We start from the raw sequence: 20,756 nt of genomic DNA, 5'->3' as shown, positions 1-20,756 counted from the left end.
TAAATATATTTTATTTTTTGCTAAAAATTCTTTTTCTAATATTCATAGACTTAATCAGGAATTAAATCCAAAGTAGTGCATAAGCTACAGTACTGAATACCATGATAAATATTATAAAAAGAGCTATTGCCTGAGGTCTTTCCATTTTTTACGCTCCAAATGTTTTTGCAATCTCTCCCACGGTTTTAGCTAGTTTCTGGATTTCTTCTGAGGTATTATAATAATGTACAGACGCACGTACAGTTCCCCCCTGTTCATAGGCGCCAATGTGTTTTATAGCAGGAATTGCGCAGTGATAACCACTTCTTACACATATTCCTCCTATTTCATCCAGAATTTTAGCCACGTCATGGGGATGCATATTATTAATGTTAAAGGATACAATACCATAAATATTTTGGGGATTTCCATAGCAAGTTACATTTTCTATACTGGCTAAGGATGAATAAAGCTCTTGAGTGAGATTTATACTATGTTTTTCTATTTTTCCCATCCCTATTCTATTAATATAGTCAATAGAAGCTCCTAAACCTATAAAACCTGCAATATTTGATGTTCCTCCTTCAAATTTAGCTGGAAATGTTTCTAATTCGAAATCATCTTCTGAAACATCCAGCACTGTTCCACCTCCCAAAGAAGTGGGCTCTAACTCAGAAACTCTTTTCTGGTTGCAGTAGAGAAAACCAGTGCCAACTGGACCTAAAGTACCTTTATGCCCCGGAAAAGCTGCAAAATCTGCATTTATGTCATTAATATCTACGTTCATATGGCCTATGGATTGGGCAGCATCTACTAGATATAATAAATCTTTTTCTCTAGCAATTTTGCCAATTTCATGCACTTCCTGCACAGAACCTATGGCATTGGAAACATGGGTGACTGTAATAATCCTAGTAGTTTCGTCTATTGCTTTTTCAATGGAAGAAGGATTAACTATTCCATTAGAATCTGCTTTGACAATTTTTAAATTAACTCCTTTTTTTCTAAGATTTATCCAGGGTAGAAAATTAGAATGATGCTCTATATTGGGCACAATAATTGAATCTCCTTTTTTAAAGCTTAGGCCATTGGCCACAATATTTATAGCTTCCGTGGTGTTTTTTGTAAAAACAATCTCTTTGGGAGAGGCACTTATGAAACTAGCAACTTTCTGTTTAGCATCTTTCATTTTTTGGGTGGCTTTAATTGATAAAGAGTAAGCTCCCCGCCCGGTATTGGCATTGTAATTATAAAAGTAATCGCACATGGCCTCTACCACTGGTTTGGGTGTAGGGGTTGTGCTAGCGGCATCTAAGTAAATGACTTTTTCTAAAAGAGGAATATCGGCCCTTACTTCACTAGTTTCCATTGTAAACTTCTCCATATTGTGGGAATTAACTAATTATCAATTAATTATAGTTTATAATATAAATAGAATCAATCTAGATTCATTTAATCTACTAATTTAATATTTATACAATTTATTCTTTAATTAATTTCACATTATTATTTTCTTTTCCTTTCTTTATATTCTACTATAATAATTAACTATTGTTATATTTAGGTTTGAAAAAAAATTAGAAAGCAGATATAAAATGATTTTATAAGTTTTCTAATTTGGTTTTAACTTCAGCGGCCATGGCCATGGTAGATGAGTTACCACCTAGATCTTGGGTGACTACTTTTCCTTCTGCCAAGGTTTCAACTATAGCATTTTCCATTTTACGAGCTTCTTCAGTTTCATCCAGATAATCAAGCATCAAAACTGCAGATAACATCATGGCTGCAGGATTAGCAGTTCCTTTTCCAGCATGACGTGGAGCAGAGCCGTGTACTGGTTCAAATAACCCCTGATTGTCTCCAATATTGGCGGAAGGTATTAATCCTAGTCCTCCGACCAGTCCTGCACCTTCATCAGATAAAATATCTCCAAATAGGTTGGTGGTGACTATAACATCAAACATTTCAGGCTTAGTTAGGAAATACATGGCAGTAGCATCCACATAGAAATCATTGGATTCTAATTGTGGAAATTCTTCTGAAACTTTGTAAAAGCTGTCTTTAAATACACCATCTGTCTTTTTTAAGACATTGGCCTTGTGCACAGCAGTTACCCTTTTCCTTCCGGTTTTAACCGCGTATTCAAATCCAAATCTGGAAATTCTCTCAGAAGCCTTACGGGTTATAACTCGCTTGGCAATAGCTCCTTCTTCAGTTTCTTCTTCTAGGCCGATGTACATTCCTTCCGTGTTTTCCCGAACAATTACAAAGTCTAAATTATCAAATAAACTTTTTGTTCCAGGATATGATTTCACGGGCCTTAAATTGACATAGAGATCTAATTCTTGCCTCATTTTAACAATTACGTCTGCAGCGGATTCACCTGCAGCTCCAAATAAACAGGATTGAGAATCTTTTACAATATCAATTGTTTCTGGAGGCAGCGGTATTCCACTCACGGCTTCGTATTCATCACCTGCTTCGGCAAATTCATAATCAAAATCAAGGTCAACAGCTTCTAAAATATGAAGGGCTGCTTCCATTACTTCTTTTCCTATTCCGTCTCCGGGAATAACAGATATTTTGTACATAATAACACCAAGTGTTTAATTTTATTATTTAAAGCTTAAATTAGCATTATTTACTAATTTAATCAATCATAATCAATTTATTATTAATTTTTTAATAAATTTAATTCAATTATTAAATTAAAGAAAAAATGGTTTATTCCATTTGTTCTTTAACATAAGGGATTAAACCACCTTTATCAAGAATTTCTAGCATGAATTCAGGCAATTTTTGGAATTTATATTCTTCTCCAGTTTCTACTTTTCGAATAACTCCTTTGTCCATATCCACTTCGATTTTGTCTCCAGTTTCTAAATGTTTAGATATTCCTGGAGCTTCTAAAAGTGGAATTCCTACATTTATAGAGTTTCTGTAGAAAATTCTGGCAAAGGATTCAGCAATAACTGCTGAAACTCCGGCCCCTTTGAAGGCCAGTGGGGCGTGCTCACGAGATGAACCACATCCAAAATTCTTTCCACCTAATATAAAATCTCCTTCATTAACTTTATTGTGGAAATCAGGGTCTAAACCTTCCATAACATGCTTTGCAAGTTCTTTAGGATCTATAACTACTAAATAACGTCCAGGAATTATGATATCAGTATCAATATCATCTCCGAACTTCCATACGTTTCCTTCCATAATAAACACCGCTATTGTTTTTTTGTTTTATTATTCCTACTTTGCCTTTTTATAGCATCAGAGTTTAATTGAGCTGAATTAATAATAGGATTTTATATTAAAATTTATTAATTAAAATTTAATATTTCTAGGATCAGTAATCTTTCCAGTAATTGCAGAGGCTGCAGCCACAGACGCAGAAGATAAATAAACTTCTCCTTCAGGACTTCCCTGCCGACCTCTGAAATTTCGGTTAGAAGTAGATAAACTGACTTCACCAGGCCCTATAAGCCCTACATGGCCTCCTAAACAAGGACCACAGCAGGGATTGGTCACCAGTGCACCGGCATCTACAAAGGTATTCATAAGTCCTTCATCTAAGGCTTTGGTATAAACTTCTCTGGAAGCAGGTATTACTAGCATTCGAACGCTATCTGACACATGATTTCCTTTTAATATTTTGGCGGCATCCCTTAAATCACTTATACGGCCATTAGTACAGGAACCCAAGAATACTTGGTCTATTTCAATTCCATTTACATCACTAACGGGTTTTACATTATCTACGTGATGAGGACAGGCAATTTGTGGTTCCAGTTCATTCACGTCAATGTGCATGGTTTCTAGAGATGGTGCATCTAAATCAGTTTTCATAACTTCGTAGCTTTTATTAGATCGGGCATTGACATATTGCAGGGTTTTTTCATCAGGTTCCACTAATCCCGTCTTTCCACCCATTTCAATGGCCATGTTACAGAGAACCATTCTATCCGATACATTCATCTCTTTAACAGTATTTCCTGCAAATTCACAGGCCTTGTAAGTGGCCCCATCAGCTCTAATTTGACCGATGATGTTTAATACCACATCTTTGGCAGAAACATAATTTCCGAGAGTTCCTTCTATTTCAAATCGAATGGTTTCTGGAACCTTAAACCATAGCTGGCCAGTGGAAAATACCATAGCCATATCTGTTGACCCTATTCCTGTAGAAAATGCTCCTAGTGCTCCATGAGTACATGTATGGGAATCAGTTCCTACAACTACTTCACCCGGAACTATATGTCCTTTTTCAGGTAGCACTTGATGGCATACTCCTTCCCGAACATCGTAAAAATTTTTTATTTTCTGCTCTTTTACAAACTGGCGCATTACCAAGTGATTATTGGCTGCATCTAGGGAATCTGCGGGGACTTGATGATCGAAGACTATAACTATTTTTTCTGGATCCCACACCTTGGGGGTTCCTATTTTTTCAAAAGACTCTACTGATAATGGTCCAGTGAGGTCGTGTGTCATGGCCACGTCAATGTTGGCCATAACAATTTCTCCAGCTTCTGATTCTTTTTTACCGGCGGATTTGGCCAGTATTTTTTCTGCCATGGTCATGGACATTTTACAATCCTCCTTATTTTCATTTTATTTAATATTCTATTGAATCTATTTTCAAGTGTTGATTTTTTTAAAAATTAGATATAAATTGTTAAAAACATTAAAATCAGGCCATAGTTCCATAATATGGATGGCTATTAATTTACAAAATAATAAAAAAGTTTTTCAAGTGCAAAATACGTAAAACCCTGCTTAAAATTCCGTAATGGACATATTCTATTGAAATAGAATTTAAATTTTGATATAGGGCGTTTTCAGTTTTCATATTAAAAGATTTAAAATATTTTTAAACAGCCTAGCTGTTTGTTAATCTATTATATATTGATAGTATATAAATCTTAAAAAATTTTGCTAATTTTAGAATTATTTCCTTATTTTATTGGGGATCATATCCTTTTTTTAGTTATTTTTAATTAAAAAAAATTAATTATATTTCTATACAATTATTCAATAATAATATCTATCTAGATATCCTATTGATATACATATAAAAAATTTAAAATGAAATCTACGATTAACTTGAATTAATTAATATTTCTTAAATCTATAAAAATTATTAATAAAAATAATAATATTTATATATTTGGTAATACTATTCCTTAATAAGGTGTTACCTAGCTAGTGAAATATATGATTGTGTGCAATAGAAATCATTACTTTTCACAAGCTCTCACTAATATATTATAAAGATAGAAATTGAACATCATTATAAGAGAGGGACCTAAATGAATGAGGAAATAATGCAGGAATATCAGAAAATTGAAGATAAATTATCTGAAACAGAGTTCCTGGAAAAAATGGACGAAATGAAGAAGGACTATGAAGATGTAAGCTTTATGAATGATATTGATATTGCGCGCATGATTGTAGGGCAGTTCATTAGTGAAAAAAATACTCCATTATCCGAAAAAAAAGAACATAGTATGGATAAAATTTCAAAAATGGAGGAAGGGGCAGATAAATTAAAAATTAAAGGTCGAGTAATGAGAGTTTCCAATCCAAAGCCTTTTACCAGTCGTAAAGGAAAAAACGGCAAAGTGGCCAATGTGATTTTGGCTGATGAAACAGAAGAGGTAAGGGTTGTTTTCTGGACTGAAAACATAAAACTCCTTAAAAACATAAAAGAAGGAGATGTAATTGAGATTGATAAGGTGGCAGTAAGAGATGGTTACCAGGGAAGAAAAGAAATTCATCTTCAGCCTAGATCCACTCTGGAAAAAATAGAATCTGAGGATAATTTACCCGATTACAGTGAAAAAATTACTGCTATAGGCTCTATTGAAGAAGATCAGGAAGTAAATGTAATTGCTAGAATAATAAGGCTTCCGGGCATAAGAACCTTTGATAAGGATGGCAAAGAAGGTAAGGTAGCTTCCCTAGAACTTCAGGATGAAACTGGAAAGATTAGTTATACTCTTTGGAACAAGGACACAGATTTAATCGAGGAACTGGGCCTTCAGGAAGGAGATTCTATAAAAATATTGGGTGCTCAAAGCCGTAAGAGAAATGATGAAATTTCTCTAACTCATCCCTGGGTGGGGCGGATAATTAAGGGAGATTATGAAGTTCCTGAAGCTGAAGAAAATGTTTTAAAAATAGGAGACGCCCATGAAGTAAAAGATGTCACGGTTATGGGTCTGGTAACTAAAGTACAGGATGCTATAACATTTGAACGATCAAATGGTAAATCTGGAGCAGTAAAATCAATAGAAATTATTGACGATACTGGATCCATCCGGGTAACTCTTTGGAATGATGATACTAACTTAGAAATTAACAAAGGAGATATAGTAAAAATTACTGGTGGAAACGCCGAATTTGATGAATACTCTCCTTCTGGATATCGTTTGAATACCAATTGGAATACTAGTATTGTTATTAATCCAGAATCTGATGGAAATCTACGGGAAGTTCTTCAAGAATATAAAAAACATTTAGAACCCGTTAAAATCGGAACCATAAGTGAAATGGAAGATGATGGGGAAGAAGTAGATATTGTAGGTCGTGTGGTATCTATTAGTGAAGCTCGAGAATTCCAGAGAGAAGACGGAACTTCAGGATTAGTACGTTCTGCAGATATGGCCGACGAGAGTGGCGCGGTTAAAATTTCATTGTGGGATGAAAAGGCCCATACTAACTTGAAATTAGGGGAAGCTCTCAGAATAGAAAATGCCCGAACCAAGTTAGGACTTTATAGTGTGGATCTCAGCGTGGGAAAAACTGCTAGGGTAATGAATCCTCTGCCTGAAGATTTAGAAGGATTGCCTTCATTGGAAGAATTGGAAGAAATGATTTACACAACTAAAAAAGTTGATGATCTGGAAGAAGACGATCGTAATGTGAGGGTAATTGCTCGGGTTATTGATTTATATGATCCTAATGAGTTCCAACGAAGTGATGGAAGCCCGGGAATTGTCCGGTCCATGGAAATTGCTGATGATACTGGTGCTATTAGGGCATCTCTGTGGGATGAAAAAGCAGAAATTCCAATAACCATTGGGGATGCTATGCGTATAGAAAATCCTAGAGTGACTTTCCGTAATGACAATCTGGAATTGAGTATTGGCAGAAACACCCAAATGGTTAAAGCTAAAGATAAAGACTTAGAGGGCCTGGCCACATTTGAAGAACTGGAAGAGATGATTTATCAGTCCCGAAATATTGAGGATCTGGATGAGGAAGATAGAAACATCAAAGTTTCTGGAGAAATCACAGATGCCTTTGGCGGTCGAGTATTATCTTACAGGTGTCCTAATTGTAATAACCGTTTAGAATCAGTAGAAGAAGAGTATGTTTGTGATTTCTGCGGTGAAACCGCGGAAGAGCCAAAATATCTGCTCATGCTTCCTGCAAGAATTGCTGATGACACTGGAGAAATTAGAGTAACCTTCTTTGGAAAACAGGCTGAAAGGCTGTTGGGCATGACCACTCCAGAAGTTGCAGATATAATTGCCAAAAGTGCAGATGAAGGTGCTTTAGAAGACAAAGTAGAAGATTTAAATGGATTGCATATAACGGTTATTGGTGATGCTAAATTTGATGAATATAATGAAGAAATACGCTTAAATCCTAAAAAAATCCTCGAATTTGAATTATAAGTTATAATCATAGAATTATGATTTAACTTAATTTTTAAATTCAATATAAATTCATTAACATAAATTTCATAAACTAACAAAAAATTCAATAAATTAAGATTTAAGGGAGATTAAACATGGTAGAATTAGAAGATTTGCCTAATGTAGGCGAAAAAACTGCCCAAAAACTTCGAGACGCTGGATTCGCGGACATGATGCGACTTGCAACAGCTACAGCTAAAGAATTATCTGTTAAAGCAGAAATTGGTGAAGGTGTTGCTGAGAAAGTAATTGAAGCAGCCAGAAAATCAGAACAAATTGATTTTGAAACAGCTTTAGACGTAATGGAAAGGCGAAAAGAAATTGGTCGTATAAACACGGGAAGTGAAGGATTAAACGAGCTAATAGGTGGTGGAATAGAAACTCAGGCCATCACTGAAGTTTTCGGTGAATTCGGATCTGGTAAAAGTCAAATTTCGCATGAATTAGCTGTTACAATTCAATTACCTCCAGAACAGGGAGGTTTAGATGCGGAATGTGTCTTTATAGATACTGAAAATACTTTTCGTCCAGAAAGAATCGAGCAAATTGCAGCTGGTTTTGAACTGGATATGGAGGAAGTTTTACAAAAAATCCACATTGCGCGTGCATTTAACTCCAGTCACCAGATATTAATGGCTGAAAAAGTTAATGAATTAATTCAAAGTGGAACCAATATCCGTCTGGTTATAGTGGACTCCTTAACTGCTCACTTTCGGGCTGAATATGTTGGAAGGGAAGCTCTAGCATCCAGACAGCAGAAACTGAACCAGCATTTGCACACACTGCAAAATCTTGCTAACACCTATAACACTGCAGTTTTTGTAACTAATCAGGTTCAAGCCAGGCCAGATGCTTTCTTTGGAAGCCCTACTAAAGCTATTGGTGGTCACGTATTAGGTCACGCAGCTACTTATCGAGTATGGTTGAAGAAAGGATTAGCTGGTAAGAGAATTGCTCGTTTGGTGGACAGTCCTCACTTACCTGAAGGTGAAAGTGTCTTTAAGATCACTACGGAAGGTATTGTGGATTAATTCTACAATTTCATTTTTTTTTATAAGAATTTAAATTAATATCCTTAAATCAATTGTAATCCGATTTTATTGTTTTTAATACGTATTTTCAGGCTTTAGTATCATAATTTTGATTTTTCTTGTTTTTTTGATTTAATTTACATGTTGAATTAATCATTAATTAAATTAGATTTTCAAAAAAAGAATTAATATTGATGAAATTCGCAAATTAAATTAATTGCTTTTAATGTTATTCTATATTAAGTGAGTAAAATGGATTTCAAATTAATAGAAACAATTCTGGCCATAATTATAATGATATTTTTAGGATATGGTATGCGAAGGTCAGGATTATTAAAATATGGTGATGCTAAATTTCTAATTCCTTCTTTAATGCACATACTACTAATATGTATTTTAATAGGCATATTTTCTGGCTTAATAGCCTATTTATGGGGTAAAATGAAAGGATACTCCAAACCCGCTGGAGTATAATGCTGCCGGTTATAATGTTAAATTCTGGGTTTTTAGGATATCCCATAGCTCTTGGTGTTTTTAAAGTTAATGGTCTGGTAAGGCCCATATTTTATGATTTAGGATCTATTTTGGTTTTTATTGGCTTGGGAATAATCCTTTTAGCTAGTTTTGGGGGAAGTAAGAGAGATGTTTTAATGAGGGCTCTGCTATTTCCACCATTATACGGCATAATTTTAGGGCTTATGGTCAATTATTTCAATTTCCCTATTGGTTTTGTGCTTTCTGATGTCCTTACTTTTTTATCAGGAGCAGCTATACCACTTATAATGATATCTTTAGGTCTTTCTATAGATTGAAAGGAATTAAAGAACATTTAACTGACGCGGCATTTGTAAGTGTAGTAAGACTGCTAATTTCACCTGCTTTAACCGTTTTAATTGTATCTATTTCTGGTTTAACCGGCTTAGAACGGACAGTAACTATCATAGAGGCAGTTATGCCTTCGGCTATGCTCAGTGTGGTACTGGCTATTACTTATGATTTGGACATAAAACTTACCGCATCATGTGTATTCTTCAGTACAATTCTGAGTTTAATCAGCTTAACTTTGATATTAAGTATTTTATAACTTTAATAATCATTCATTAATCCTAAATGGACCATAATAAATTAAAAAAGCTTATAAAGCCGCCTCTTATGTTATAGTATATAAACTTTACTCAAAATTATGGATAGAAAGCTTTTTATGTGTTAGTGATACACCTAAATTCACCTAAATTATTCAATATTAGACATAAGATTCAACTTGTACAAGGTGATCTAATGGTAGAAGAAAAAAAAGACCAAACTAAGGAAGAACCAAAGGTTGGTGTTTACGTATGTCACTGTGGTATAAACATCGGTGGTGTGGTGGATATACCAGCAGTTGCAGAATACGCTAAGACCTTACCTAATGTAGTTCTCGCTAACGACTATAAATATTATTGTTCTGATCCAGGACAATTAGAGATTCAAAGGGACATTAAAGAACTAGGATTAAACCGAGTAGTTATGGCTGCTTGTTCTCCAAGGCTCCACGAACCTACATTCAGAAGAGCTGTGGAAGAAGCTGGATTAAATCCGTACTTGTTTGAGTTTGCAAACTTACGTGAGCACGACTCCTGGGTACACCAAAGTGAACCAGAAGCTGCTACTCAAAAAGCTAAAGATTTAGTTCGAATGGCTGTAGCAAAAGCTCGATTATTAGAACCTCTAGAAGCTTCTATAGTGGATGTAAATAACAAAGCTATGGTTATTGGTGGAGGAGTAGCTGGTATTCAAGCTGCACTCGATTTAGCTGATATGGGATTCAAAACCTACATGGTAGAAAAACAACCTACCATTGGTGGAAGAATGGGTCAACTGGATAAGACCTTCCCAACTCTCGATTGTTCCATGTGTATCCTCGCTCCAAAAATGGTGGACGTAGGTAAGCACGAAAACATCGAACTCATGACTTATGCAGAAGTTAAAGAAGTACACGGTTACATCGGTAACTTCACTGTAAAAGTAGAGAAAAAACCAAGATTCATAGACGAAGAACTATGTGTTGGATGCGGTTCTTGTGTAGAAGTATGCCCTATCGAAATGCCTAACTACTTTGATGAAGGTATCGGTATGGTTAAAGCAGCATACATTCCATTCCCACAAGCTGTACCACTATGTGCAACCATAGATAAAGACTACTGTATCGAATGTAAACTCTGTGATCAGATCTGTGAACGGGGAGCCGTTAAACACGATCAAGAACCAGAAGAAATTGAACTCGATCTTGGTACTATTATCGTAGCAACTGGTTACGACCCATACGACCCAACTGAAAAGTTAGAATATGGTTACGGTAGCCACGCTAACGTGATTACTGGTATGGAACTAGAAAGACAGATCAATGCATCCGGACCTACTGAAGGAAAAGTTATCAAACCTTCCGACGGTGAAAAACCAAAACGTGTGGCATTTATCCACTGTGTTGGTTCCCGGGATGAGAAGATCGGTAAACCTTACTGTTCCCGTGTGTGCTGTATGTACGCCATGAAGAACGCTCAGTTAATTAAGGATAAAATGCCTGACACTGAAATAGTTCTCTACTACATGGATATTCGTGCATTCGGTAAAGGATTCGAAGAGTTCTACAAACGATCCCAAGAAAAATACGGAATCAAGTTCGTCAGAGGACGGCCTGCTGAAGTACTGGAAAACCAAGATCTCACTCTCACGGTTAGAGCAGAAGACACATTACTCGGCAAAGTAACTGAATACGACTATGATATGGTTGTTTTAGGTGTAGGTTTAGTACCTCCAGAAGGATCCGAAGATTTAAGACAGACCATAGGTCTATCCAAGTCTGCTGACGGTTTCCTCATGGAAGCTCACCCAAAACTAAGGCCAGTTGACACCTTAACTGATGGTGTATATCTTGCTGGTGTTGCCCAAGGTCCTAAGGATATTCCTGATGCTGTAGCTCAAGGATCTGGTGCTGCTGCTCGAGCAGCTATCCCTATGGTTAAAGGAAAAGTGGCCATTGAGCCTATCATTGCTACCACGGACCTTGATGTTTGTGGTGGATGTGAAGTTTGTGTCGAACTATGCCCATACGGTGCTATAGATCGAACAGATGAAGAACAAGTAAGTGTAAATGTAGCTCTATGTAAAGGATGCGGTACCTGTGTAGCAGCCTGCCCATCTGGAGCAATGGACCAACAGCACTTTAAGACTGAGCAAATATTTGCTCAAATTGAAGCTGCTATTAATGAACCATCAAAATAAGTGTGAGATTTAATCTCTCACCTTAAATTTTTCTTTTTTAATATAATTTCAATTAATTCTTAAATTTAAAATAAAACCATTTTATTCTATAATATCATTAATTGCAATTGTTTAAAACGAAATAATTATCAATTCTTCATTTTTTATTTATCACATATTATTAAAATTTAATATATTGAATGCAATTAATTTTTCAAAATATGAATATTTATAACCATCATCTCACCATCATTAAAATGTGAATGAATTATCCCTACTTATAGATTATGGATGCTGATGAAATATGTCTGAAAATCAAAATTACGTTCAAGAAATACGAAATATCATGAAAGAGCACAATCAGTGGATGGAAAATAGTATGAATCTCATTGCCAGTGAGAATATTACTAGTTCTGCTGTTAAAGAGGCCATGGTCTCTGATTTGTCCCACAGATATGCAGAAGGCCTTCCCTGTGATAGACTATATGAAGGGTGTCATCTCATTGATATTATTGAAAACATAACTATAGATCTTTCTAAAAAGCTTTTCAACGCAGAACATGTCAATGTGCAACCAACTTCTGGTGTTGTAGCTAATTTGGCCTGTTTTTTTGCTTTTGCTAAAGTAAATGACCCTATGATGGCCATGGAAGTACCGTACGGTGGCCATATATCTCATGCTAATGTCAGTGCAGCAGGTATAAGGGGATTAAAAGTTTATACTCATCCTTTTAATCAAGAAACCATGAATATTGATGCGGATGCTATGAAAAAGCAAATTTTGGAGATTAAGCCAAAAATTGTTTTATTAGGTGGTAGCTTATTCTTATTCCCTCACCCTGTAGAAGAAGCTCGTGAAGCTGCCGATGAAGTAGGGGCCAAAGTAATGTACGATGGTGCCCATGTACTTGGATTAATTGCTGGAGGATGCTTCCAGGACCCATTAAAAGAAGGTGCAGATCTTCTGGTGGGAAGTACTCATAAAACATTCCCAGGACCTCAAGGTGGAATCATCCTTTGTAAAGAAGAACTAAAGGAAAAAATTGACGAAGCAGTTTTCCCAGGTGTAGTAAGTAATCATCACCTGCACCATGTGGCTGGGTTAGGAATTTCTACCGCAGAAATGCTGGAATTTGGTCAGGATTATGCTCAACAAATTGTCAAAAATGCAAAAGCACTGGCCCAAAACCTTTATGAACTAGGATTCAATGTGCTATGTGAAGATCTTGGATTTACTGAGTCTCACCAAGTGGCTATGGATGTTTCTGATATTGGAAGAGCAGCAGAACTTTCAAAACGCCTGGAAAGTAACAATATAATTCTGAACAAGAATCTACTCCCATGGGATAATGTTAACCGGTCTGATGATCCATCAGGTATTAGAGTCGGAACTCAAGAGCTTACTCGAAGAGGAATGAAAGAATCTGAAATGATTGAAGTGGCTGAATTCATTAAAAAAGTAGCTGTAGATAACTTAAAAGTTAAAGAAGAAGTTACTGATTTCATGAGTAATTACACTAAAGTACATTATGCATTTTCTAATGATGAGGCCTACAAATACATAGAAATATAAAAAGAAATTTAAAACACATTAAATTTCTATTTATTTATTTTAAGTTTATTTTTAACATTAATTTTAATATAAAAAATTAAATACGTACTGAAATCACATTTTAGGTATTTTTAAGCTAATAACTATAAAATGAATATGATATTATTGTTAATAATCTGAATTTTATTAAATTAATTAAAATTATATTATATTATATTTACAGAAACTTAAAATAATTTACAACATCGAGGAAAAAACATGCGTATTGCTTGGGCATTTACCGGAGCGGGACATCTTCTTTTAGAAAGTGTAGAAGCACTGGAAAAAATAGTTTCAAAACACGAAGTCACAATAATGCTTTCTAGGGCTGGTGAAGAAGTATTAAAGATGTATGGCCTTTATGAAAGAGTAATAAATGTTACGGGTGGTTATTATAGGGAATTGGCCATGGAAAAAGACCAGGAATTTAGTTTTCCCATAACGGGCCGTCTTTCTATGGGACGCTACGATATTTTGGTGGTTTCTCCTACTACTTCTAATACTATCTCTAAAATAGTACATGGGATTGCAGATACATTAGTTACCAATGCCGTGGCCCAGGCAGGTAAAGGTGCTGTAAAAACATTAATAGTCCCGGTTGATATGGAAGCAGGAGATGTAGAAACAGTTTTACCTTCCAAATTGGAATTAGAAGAATGTAAGAACTGTCAACCTTGTGAAGCTGCGGCATCTTGTCCTTCAGGTGCTATAATTCCTGGAACTGAAATCAATCTCTTAAAATGCTTGGGATGTGGGGATTGTCAACAGGCCTGCCCTTTCAATGCAGTTTCTGGAGGTAAAATAATTACTATCCATATGAGGCAATTGGACGTGAAAAATACTCATAAATTGATTCATTTAGAAGAAGTTATTGTTTTAAAGAGCCCGGAACAAGTTTTAAATTATATTTAGAATCTTAAAATTTTTTAGCTCTTTATTGATTTAGATGGATGGATTTAATTTAAATTAGTGGACATTTGAAATCCTTTTATAATTACATAATAAATTTTAATAGTAAAATTAATATTAAATGTATCACAGATTATTTATCATGAGGTGTTTCTATGGCTGAAGAAATGAAAAGAATTGATTTTCTCGTTAAAGAACTGGAAAATGGTGAATGGAATGATAGGGAGGATGCAGCAGAGCTTTTAGCTGAAGTTGGAGACCCTAGGGCAATAGATCCACTCATAAAAGCCCTAGAAGATGAAGATTTCCATGTTAGAGAGGCCGCGGCTCTTGCTTTAGGCACCTTTGATGATTCTAAACCTACACCTAACTTGATTAAATTATTAAAAGACGAAAGTCCGGGTGTTAGGTATGCTGGTGCCCTTAGTTTGTCAATGATTGGAGATGAAAGGGCTCTTGAGGAATTGGAAAATTCAAAAGATGATGAAAATGAAGTAGTTCAAAAAGTAGCACGGCTAGCTATTTCAGAAATTATAAAGAAATCCAATTAATTAATTATTTATAATTTATTTATAAATTTATTTTATTATTAATTCTTATTTCATCATATATTTTGAATTAATCCTTCTATTTTATTTAATCTTTATTTTAATCTTATTTTGTTAAATTAATTTATAATAAAAACTTAATTAAATTTGATAGATTATTTTTAGAGCATAAACTTAAATTAATAATTCCATTATTTAATCATTAAACTCAAGCAAATCACCAATTTTGGTTTCTGAATCTTTAATTAAACCTTTTTCGAGTTCAATTACAAATCTAGCTGCCAATTTTGGAGTATATGTTGTCCAGGGGTCTAGTGAAACCACATCCACTACTTTTAGGTCTTCATCTGTGAATATGACGTCCAGAGGAATTCTCATAAAGAACATGTGTATTGCTGAACCTCTTTTGCCTCGTCCGGATGGAATTTTAAGAATCAAACCTGCTTTTAAATCTTTTTTTAACATTAAACCACGAAATCTGGAAAAAAAGCTATCAGCAAATTCTACAGGTCCTAAATTATTATTTTTGCTTTTATTGACTAAATAAGTTTTAGAATTCATTTAACCACCATATTAATGTAAAATTTATTTGAAGAATAGTTTTAGTTAATTTTTATTAAATAATAACTTTTAAAGATAGATTTAATTATTTAATTTAGATATATGGATTTTATTACTAACTATTCTTTCCTAAAATATATGCTGAAGATATAACAATAGTTATATGTCAAGGTTATCATTAAACTATGTATATTTATATATAATCAATTCAAAATCATATCTACTATAAATGCCAATTATGAAAGACCAGCTTAATTACTATAACTCAAGTTATTCATGGTTTATAATTGGGAGGTATTTAAATGAGAAACATAATTGTAGAAACACTCAACCAAACTCCCATAGAGGAGCAAGATATAGAAATTGTTGAGAGAAAGGGTATAGGGCACCCTGACAGCATAAGCGACGGAATAGCTGAATCTGTGAGCCGTGCACTATGTAATGCTTATATAGAAAAATTCGGAGGCATACTCCACCATAACACTGACGAGGTACAGATTACTGCAGGTGAATCTGATCCTAAATTCGGCGGCGGAGAAATAATAAAGCCTATGGATGTCCTTTTAACTGGAAGGGGAGTTCCAGAATATGAGGGAGAAAAAATTGGAATAGATAGAATAGCTATAGCTGCAGCCAAGGAATATTTAAATGAAAATATCATAAACCTTGATGTGGAAACTTGTGCTGTGGTGGAATGTAAGATTGGACACGGTTCTGGGGACCTGGTGGATGTTTTCCGAAGACAAGGAATGCCTGCTTCCAACGACACATCTTTTGGTGTGGGTTTCGGTCCATTTTCTGAAACTGAACATCTGGTAATGACCACTGAAGAATTACTAAATTCCAGATCATTTAAAAAGAAATATCCTGCCGTAGGAGAAGACATAAAGGTCATGGGCCTAAGGGAAAATGATAAAATTACCCTAACCGTCGCAGCTGCTATGGTATCCAAATATGTGGATGATAAAGATAGCTATATTGCAGTTAAGGATGATTTAAAAAACATAGTATCTGATCTGGCAGCTAAAAATACTGACCGTGATGTGGAAATATTTGTTAACACTGCAGATGATCCTACTTGTGAATCTGAAAAAGGATATTACCTCACTGTAACTGGAACTTCGGCTGAGATGGGAGATGATGGTTCGGTAGGTCGAGGAAATAGAGCTAATGGTTTAATAACTCCTAACCGGCCAATGTCTATGGAAGCAACTTCTGGTAAAAACCCATTAAACCACGTGGGTAAGATATACAACCTTTTATCCAATAAAATGGCAGAAGAAATTGTAAGTTCTGTGGAAGGAGTGGACCAGATTCATATCATGCTTTTAAGTCAAATCGGAAAACCTATTGACCAACCTAAAGCAGCATCCTCTCAGATAATTGTTCAGAATGGATACAAATTGGAAGATGTGCAGAAAAAAGTGGAAAATGTCATGAATACTCAGCTCGAAGAGATATCTAGCATAACAGAACTGCTAGTAAAAGGTGAACTTAGAACCTTCTAAAAACTGGGCTTTATTTAAGCATTAGTAAACATGTTGATGTGGTGATTAAGAACTCATTCTTTTATTTAAAGTGGGGTTTTCATTAAAGAATATTACCACATATTTCTATTTTTAAAAAGTTTTTAGAATCTTTTAAATTAATTATTTTCTTTAATCGTTTTTTTATTTTAGAATTTTTTTGAATTTATATATAAATAATCACAACCTAAGTATAACTATAATTAATTCTAATTATTTTAATGAATTTTAATTATTCAAATAATTAAGAAATTACTTTAAAAATGTTGAATAACATAACTAATTAATAATAACAACATAAATTTATTAATAAATTTCAGGAGCGTTTGTATGCCAATTCAGGAGGCAGAAAAGTCATATCAATCTAAAAAAATAGAAGAACAGGTCCAGAAGTTCTGGGAAGACCGGGATATATATCAGAGGACCAATCAGCTAAGAAAAAATAAGCCAAAATACTCATTTTTAGATGGTCCACCTTATTGCAGTGGCCGTATACACTTGGGAACTGCCTGGAATAAGATTATAAAAGATACCCATTTACGTTTTAAAAGTATGAATGGTTTCAGCATCCGTCGACAGGCAGGATGGGATACCCACGGACTTCCAATTGAACACAAGGTAGAAGGACTTTTAGGCCTCACCAGCAAAAAGCAGATTGAAACTGAAATCGGAATTGAAAATTTTATAAACCAGTGTCGCCAGTTTGCTGTGGAAAATAAGGGCGTAATGACGGAACAATTCCAGAAAATTGGAATATGGATGGATTGGGATGATCCATATGTAACCTTTGATCCTAAATACATGGAATCTTGCTGGTGGACTTTAAAAAAGGCCAATGAAAAGGATTTATTAGTAAATGACCTTCGGGTAATTACTTGGTGTCCTAGATGTGAAACAGCACTGGCCATGGCGGAAATTGATTACGAAAATAAGGATGATCCTTCTATTTATGTGAAATTCCCGTTGGAAACTCCTGAGCTTGCTGAAAATGGAAAAGAATTTGTTCTAGTATGGACTACTACTCCCTGGACTTTACCCGCCAACATGGCCATTTGTGTACATCCTGATTTTGATTATGCCTATGTTAAAGTGGGTGATGAAGTTTATGTAATGGCCGAAGCACTGGTGGATTCTTTATTTGGATCCAGTGAATGCAATTGTGATCATGGGGATAATGCACATTCGGAAGAAGTTCAAGGTGATTCTGATTGTTGTGGTGGGGAAGGAGAAAAGCCCTATGAAATACTTAAAATTGTAAAAGGATCTGAATTACAAGGAAAAGCATATAAACATCCTTTAACTGATGAAATACCTCAACAAAAAGTATTTGAACATAAAATACTCCCTGGTGACCATGTAACTCTTACTGATGGTACTGGTTGTGTTCACACCGCCCCTGGGCACGGTCCAGAGGATTTTGAAATAGGAAAAGAATATGGATTACCTATATTCTGTCCGGTGGATGAAACGGGATTATTTAAAGACGAGGCCGGAAAATACGAGGGCCAGTTTGTGAAAGATGCTGACCAAGGTATAGTTGCTGATCTGGACACGCATGGACTTCTTTTAAAAGCAAGTATTATAAACCACCGGTATGGATTCTGCTGGAGATGTAAAACTCCTATTATTTATCTGGCTACTCAACAGTGGTTCTTAAAAATCACCCAAATAAAAGACCAGATGCTCTCTGAACTGGATAAAGTTAAATGGGTGCCTTCTTGGGCAGGGGAAAGTCGATTTAGAAACTGGGTTGAAAATGCCAGGGACTGGACCATTTCCCGACAGAGATACTGGGGAATACCTATCCCTATCTGGTCCTGTGAAGGCTGTGGAGAAATTACTGTGGTAGGTTCGGTGGCCGAACTTAAAGAAAAAGCCGTAGAAGACACTCTACAAGGAGATTTTATCCACAGGCCTCATGTGGATGACATAATCATCCCCTGCAAGTGTGGCGAAAACATGAAACGTACTCCTGACGTTTTAGATGTTTGGATTGACTCTGGAGTTGCGGGATGGGCTTCTCTTCATTATCCTCAGGAAAAAGAACTCTTTGAAGAATGGTTCCCCTATGATTTCATTACTGAAGGCCACGACCAGACCAGAGGATGGTTTTACTCCCAGCTAGGTACTGGAGTAATTGCCCTGAATCAAACCCCGTATCAAAAGGTTTTAATGCATGGATTTACTCTTGATGAAGATGGAAGAAAAATGAGTAAATCACTGGGTAATGTGGTGGAACCCGGAGAAGTAATAGAACTGTATGGTGCAGATATCATGCGTTTCTATCTCCTATGGGCCAACAAGCCATGGGATGATTTAAAATTCGTGTGGGACGAGTTAAAGAATGTCAGTAAAATGTTTAACATTTTATGGAATGTTTATGTGTTCTCCACTACCTACATGGCCCTGGATAACTTCAGTCCAGAATTTTACACCGAAAAAGATATAAAACTCCGGGATGAGGATTACTGGATACTATCTAGAATTAATTCGGTGGCCCAGGAAGTCAGTGAAGCATTAGATAACCTTTTCTTCCACAAAGCAACCCGAAGTATTAATCACTTCATCTTAGAAGACTTGAGCCGATGGTATGTAAGATTAATCAGGGGCAGGACCTGGGTGGAAAAAGACGATCCTGATAAGTTAGGTGCCTACCATACGCTTTACACTGTTTTAGAGCTTTTAATTACTTTGATGGCTCCAATTGCTCCACATATAACGGAAGACATTTATCAAAATCTGGTAAGGTCTGTGAGAATGAAACATCCAGAGAGTATACACATGCTAGACTGGAATTACTCACCTGAGCTTATTAATCCTGAACTGGAATCTGAAATGGATGTGGCCCGTGAAATTATTGAGGCCTGTGCCCGAGCCAGGGATGTGGCCCGTTACAAGCTTCGATGGCCAGTAAGTGAAATAATTGTGGTTTCTGAAGATGAAAAAGCCCTCCAGGCTGCAAAATCATTAGAAGCAGTACTCAAGGAACAGGCCAACACCAAAACAGTAGTAACTGCATCTGAATTCCCTCAATTAAAATTAAATCCCACTCCTAACCGCAAGACTCTGGGCCCGCGATTAAGGCAAGACGTACCTTTAGTTGGAAAAGAACTGGAAAAAGCCGATGGAATGGAACTAAAGCATAAACTGGATAGTGAGGGCTCAATTACCATTCAGCTGGCTGATAAATCTGTGAAATTGTCTCCAGAAGATGTTATATTTGAAACTGAACTTCCAGAGGATGTGGTGAGTGCTGAATTTGAGGGTGGCAGTGTATTTGTCAATACTCAGCTTACTCCTGAAATTCTCTCAGAATCCATGGCCCGGGAACTTATTCGGAGGATCCAGGACATGAGAAAAGATATGGACTTGGATGTGGAAGCCCATATTAAAGTTTCTGTGGATTGCAGCAGTGAATTTGAAGCTTTGGTGGAAAAACAAATGGAATTTGTTGGCCATGAGGTTCGTGCGGAAAAAATATCATTTAATACAGAAGAAGGGGAATATACAAAAGAATGGAAAATAGAGGAGCATGAACTCAAGGTGTCTATTTTTAAGACATAGGTTTTCCATATTTTTTGTTTTATTCTTTAATTTTATTTTTTTAAATAAACTAAAATAAGTTTTCAAAATATTTCATAAAAAGATTAATTAATCTATTTATTAAACTA

The 20,756-nt window shown here is 35.5% G+C and carries 16 protein-coding genes; 11 read left to right on the top strand and 5 right to left on the bottom strand.

The window, feature by feature from the left end:
• Nucleotides 1-148: 148 nt before the first annotated feature.
• The 4 genes from Q7I96_11325 to hacA all read right to left on the bottom strand — a co-directional run bounded on the left by Q7I96_11325 (nucleotide 149) and on the right by hacA (nucleotide 4,563).
• Entirely contained in the window at nucleotides 149-1,348 is a 1,200-nt protein-coding gene (locus Q7I96_11325) for a cysteine desulfurase (GenBank protein MDO9628193.1), read from the bottom strand.
• Between the two features lie 232 nt (nucleotides 1,349-1,580).
• Entirely contained in the window at nucleotides 1,581-2,570 is a 990-nt protein-coding gene (locus Q7I96_11320; protein MDO9628192.1) for an isocitrate/isopropylmalate family dehydrogenase, read from the bottom strand.
• 133 nt (nucleotides 2,571-2,703) lie between these two features.
• On the bottom strand, nucleotides 2,704-3,189 hold the full coding sequence (locus Q7I96_11315; protein MDO9628191.1) for a 3-isopropylmalate dehydratase small subunit: 486 nt from the start codon (nucleotides 3,187-3,189) through the stop codon (nucleotides 2,704-2,706).
• A 111-nt stretch (nucleotides 3,190-3,300) separates the two neighbouring features.
• Nucleotides 3,301-4,563: a homoaconitase large subunit gene (gene hacA, locus Q7I96_11310; GenBank protein ID MDO9628190.1), complete on the bottom strand. Its 1,263-nt coding sequence runs from the start codon at nucleotides 4,561-4,563 to the stop codon at nucleotides 3,301-3,303.
• A 722-nt stretch (nucleotides 4,564-5,285) separates the two neighbouring features.
• On the opposite strand from hacA, the gene Q7I96_11305 reads away from it, so the two are divergent.
• The 9 genes from Q7I96_11305 to Q7I96_11265 all read left to right on the top strand — a co-directional run bounded on the left by Q7I96_11305 (nucleotide 5,286) and on the right by Q7I96_11265 (nucleotide 15,001).
• Nucleotides 5,286-7,658 (top strand): OB-fold nucleic acid binding domain-containing protein, encoded by a 2,373-nt coding sequence (locus tag Q7I96_11305; protein MDO9628189.1) that lies wholly within the window; start codon nucleotides 5,286-5,288, stop codon nucleotides 7,656-7,658.
• Nucleotides 7,659-7,774: 116 nt separating this feature from the next.
• Nucleotides 7,775-8,710 carry a DNA repair and recombination protein RadA gene (radA, locus tag Q7I96_11300; GenBank protein ID MDO9628188.1) on the top strand — a complete coding sequence of 312 codons (936 nt, stop codon included), beginning with the start codon at nucleotides 7,775-7,777 and terminating at the stop codon, nucleotides 8,708-8,710.
• A 252-nt stretch (nucleotides 8,711-8,962) separates the two neighbouring features.
• Nucleotides 8,963-9,184 (top strand): hypothetical protein, encoded by a 222-nt coding sequence (locus Q7I96_11295; protein ID MDO9628187.1) that lies wholly within the window; start codon nucleotides 8,963-8,965, stop codon nucleotides 9,182-9,184.
• The gene (locus tag Q7I96_11290) at nucleotides 9,184-9,522 is read left to right on the top strand and encodes an AEC family transporter (GenBank protein MDO9628186.1); all 339 of its coding nucleotides are present in this window, start codon (nucleotides 9,184-9,186) and stop codon (nucleotides 9,520-9,522) included. The genes Q7I96_11295 and Q7I96_11290 overlap by 1 nt, the downstream gene beginning before the upstream one ends.
• Nucleotides 9,519-9,794, top strand: a complete 276-nt coding sequence (locus Q7I96_11285) for an AEC family transporter (protein ID MDO9628185.1) — start codon at nucleotides 9,519-9,521, stop codon at nucleotides 9,792-9,794. Before Q7I96_11290 ends, Q7I96_11285 begins: the two co-directional genes overlap by 4 nt.
• 194 nt (nucleotides 9,795-9,988) lie before the next feature.
• Nucleotides 9,989-11,971, top strand: a complete 1,983-nt coding sequence (locus Q7I96_11280) for a CoB--CoM heterodisulfide reductase iron-sulfur subunit A family protein (protein MDO9628184.1) — start codon at nucleotides 9,989-9,991, stop codon at nucleotides 11,969-11,971.
• Between the two features lie 283 nt (nucleotides 11,972-12,254).
• Nucleotides 12,255-13,523: a serine hydroxymethyltransferase gene (gene glyA / locus Q7I96_11275; protein MDO9628183.1), complete on the top strand. Its 1,269-nt coding sequence runs from the start codon at nucleotides 12,255-12,257 to the stop codon at nucleotides 13,521-13,523.
• Between the two features lie 237 nt (nucleotides 13,524-13,760).
• Complete coding sequence (locus Q7I96_11270) at nucleotides 13,761-14,453, top strand: dihydromethanopterin reductase (acceptor) (GenBank protein MDO9628182.1); 693 nt, start codon at nucleotides 13,761-13,763, stop codon at nucleotides 14,451-14,453.
• 152 nt (nucleotides 14,454-14,605) lie between these two features.
• The gene (locus Q7I96_11265; protein MDO9628181.1) at nucleotides 14,606-15,001 is read left to right on the top strand and encodes a HEAT repeat domain-containing protein; all 396 of its coding nucleotides are present in this window, start codon (nucleotides 14,606-14,608) and stop codon (nucleotides 14,999-15,001) included.
• Between the two features lie 192 nt (nucleotides 15,002-15,193).
• Here Q7I96_11265 and Q7I96_11260 read toward each other — a convergent pair whose 3' ends face one another.
• A complete protein-coding gene (locus Q7I96_11260) occupies nucleotides 15,194-15,559 on the bottom strand; it encodes a DUF192 domain-containing protein (protein ID MDO9628180.1) in 366 nt (121 codons plus the stop codon).
• A 302-nt stretch (nucleotides 15,560-15,861) separates the two neighbouring features.
• Here Q7I96_11260 and Q7I96_11255 point away from each other — a divergent pair, with 302 nt between their 5' ends.
• Together Q7I96_11255 and ileS are read left to right on the top strand one after the other, a co-directional pair.
• Nucleotides 15,862-17,067, top strand: a complete 1,206-nt coding sequence (locus tag Q7I96_11255; GenBank protein MDO9628179.1) for a methionine adenosyltransferase — start codon at nucleotides 15,862-15,864, stop codon at nucleotides 17,065-17,067.
• Nucleotides 17,068-17,415: 348 nt separating this feature from the next.
• Nucleotides 17,416-20,649, top strand: a complete 3,234-nt coding sequence (ileS, locus tag Q7I96_11250) for an isoleucine--tRNA ligase (protein ID MDO9628178.1) — start codon at nucleotides 17,416-17,418, stop codon at nucleotides 20,647-20,649.
• The last annotated feature ends 107 nt before the right edge of the window (nucleotides 20,650-20,756 follow it).

The organism is Methanobacteriaceae archaeon, from assembly GCA_030656015.1.
Classification (GTDB): domain Archaea; phylum Methanobacteriota; class Methanobacteria; order Methanobacteriales; family Methanobacteriaceae; genus UBA349.
This window is presented reverse-complemented; position numbering and strand designations above follow the sequence as displayed.

Excerpts from the sequence above, each read along its gene's own strand:
- Q7I96_11325 (MDO9628193.1), bottom strand. The coding sequence starts at position 1,348 with ATGGAAACTAGTGAAGTAAGGGCCGATATTCCTCTTTTAGAAAAAGTC.
- Q7I96_11320 (MDO9628192.1), bottom strand. The coding sequence starts at position 2,570 with ATGTACAAAATATCTGTTATTCCCGGAGACGGAATAGGAAAAGAAGTA.
- Q7I96_11315 (MDO9628191.1), bottom strand. The coding sequence starts at position 3,189 with ATGGAAGGAAACGTATGGAAGTTCGGAGATGATATTGATACTGATATC.
- hacA (MDO9628190.1), bottom strand. The coding sequence starts at position 4,563 with ATGTCCATGACCATGGCAGAAAAAATACTGGCCAAATCCGCCGGTAAA.
- Q7I96_11305 (MDO9628189.1), top strand. The coding sequence starts at position 5,286 with ATGAATGAGGAAATAATGCAGGAATATCAGAAAATTGAAGATAAATTA.
- radA (MDO9628188.1), top strand. The coding sequence starts at position 7,775 with ATGGTAGAATTAGAAGATTTGCCTAATGTAGGCGAAAAAACTGCCCAA.
- Q7I96_11295 (MDO9628187.1), top strand. The coding sequence starts at position 8,963 with ATGGATTTCAAATTAATAGAAACAATTCTGGCCATAATTATAATGATA.
- Q7I96_11290 (MDO9628186.1), top strand. The coding sequence starts at position 9,184 with ATGCTGCCGGTTATAATGTTAAATTCTGGGTTTTTAGGATATCCCATA.
- Q7I96_11280 (MDO9628184.1), top strand. The coding sequence starts at position 9,989 with ATGGTAGAAGAAAAAAAAGACCAAACTAAGGAAGAACCAAAGGTTGGT.
- glyA (MDO9628183.1), top strand. The coding sequence starts at position 12,255 with ATGTCTGAAAATCAAAATTACGTTCAAGAAATACGAAATATCATGAAA.
- Q7I96_11270 (MDO9628182.1), top strand. The coding sequence starts at position 13,761 with ATGCGTATTGCTTGGGCATTTACCGGAGCGGGACATCTTCTTTTAGAA.
- Q7I96_11265 (MDO9628181.1), top strand. The coding sequence starts at position 14,606 with ATGGCTGAAGAAATGAAAAGAATTGATTTTCTCGTTAAAGAACTGGAA.
- Q7I96_11260 (MDO9628180.1), bottom strand. The coding sequence starts at position 15,559 with ATGAATTCTAAAACTTATTTAGTCAATAAAAGCAAAAATAATAATTTA.
- Q7I96_11255 (MDO9628179.1), top strand. The coding sequence starts at position 15,862 with ATGAGAAACATAATTGTAGAAACACTCAACCAAACTCCCATAGAGGAG.
- ileS (MDO9628178.1), top strand. The coding sequence starts at position 17,416 with ATGCCAATTCAGGAGGCAGAAAAGTCATATCAATCTAAAAAAATAGAA.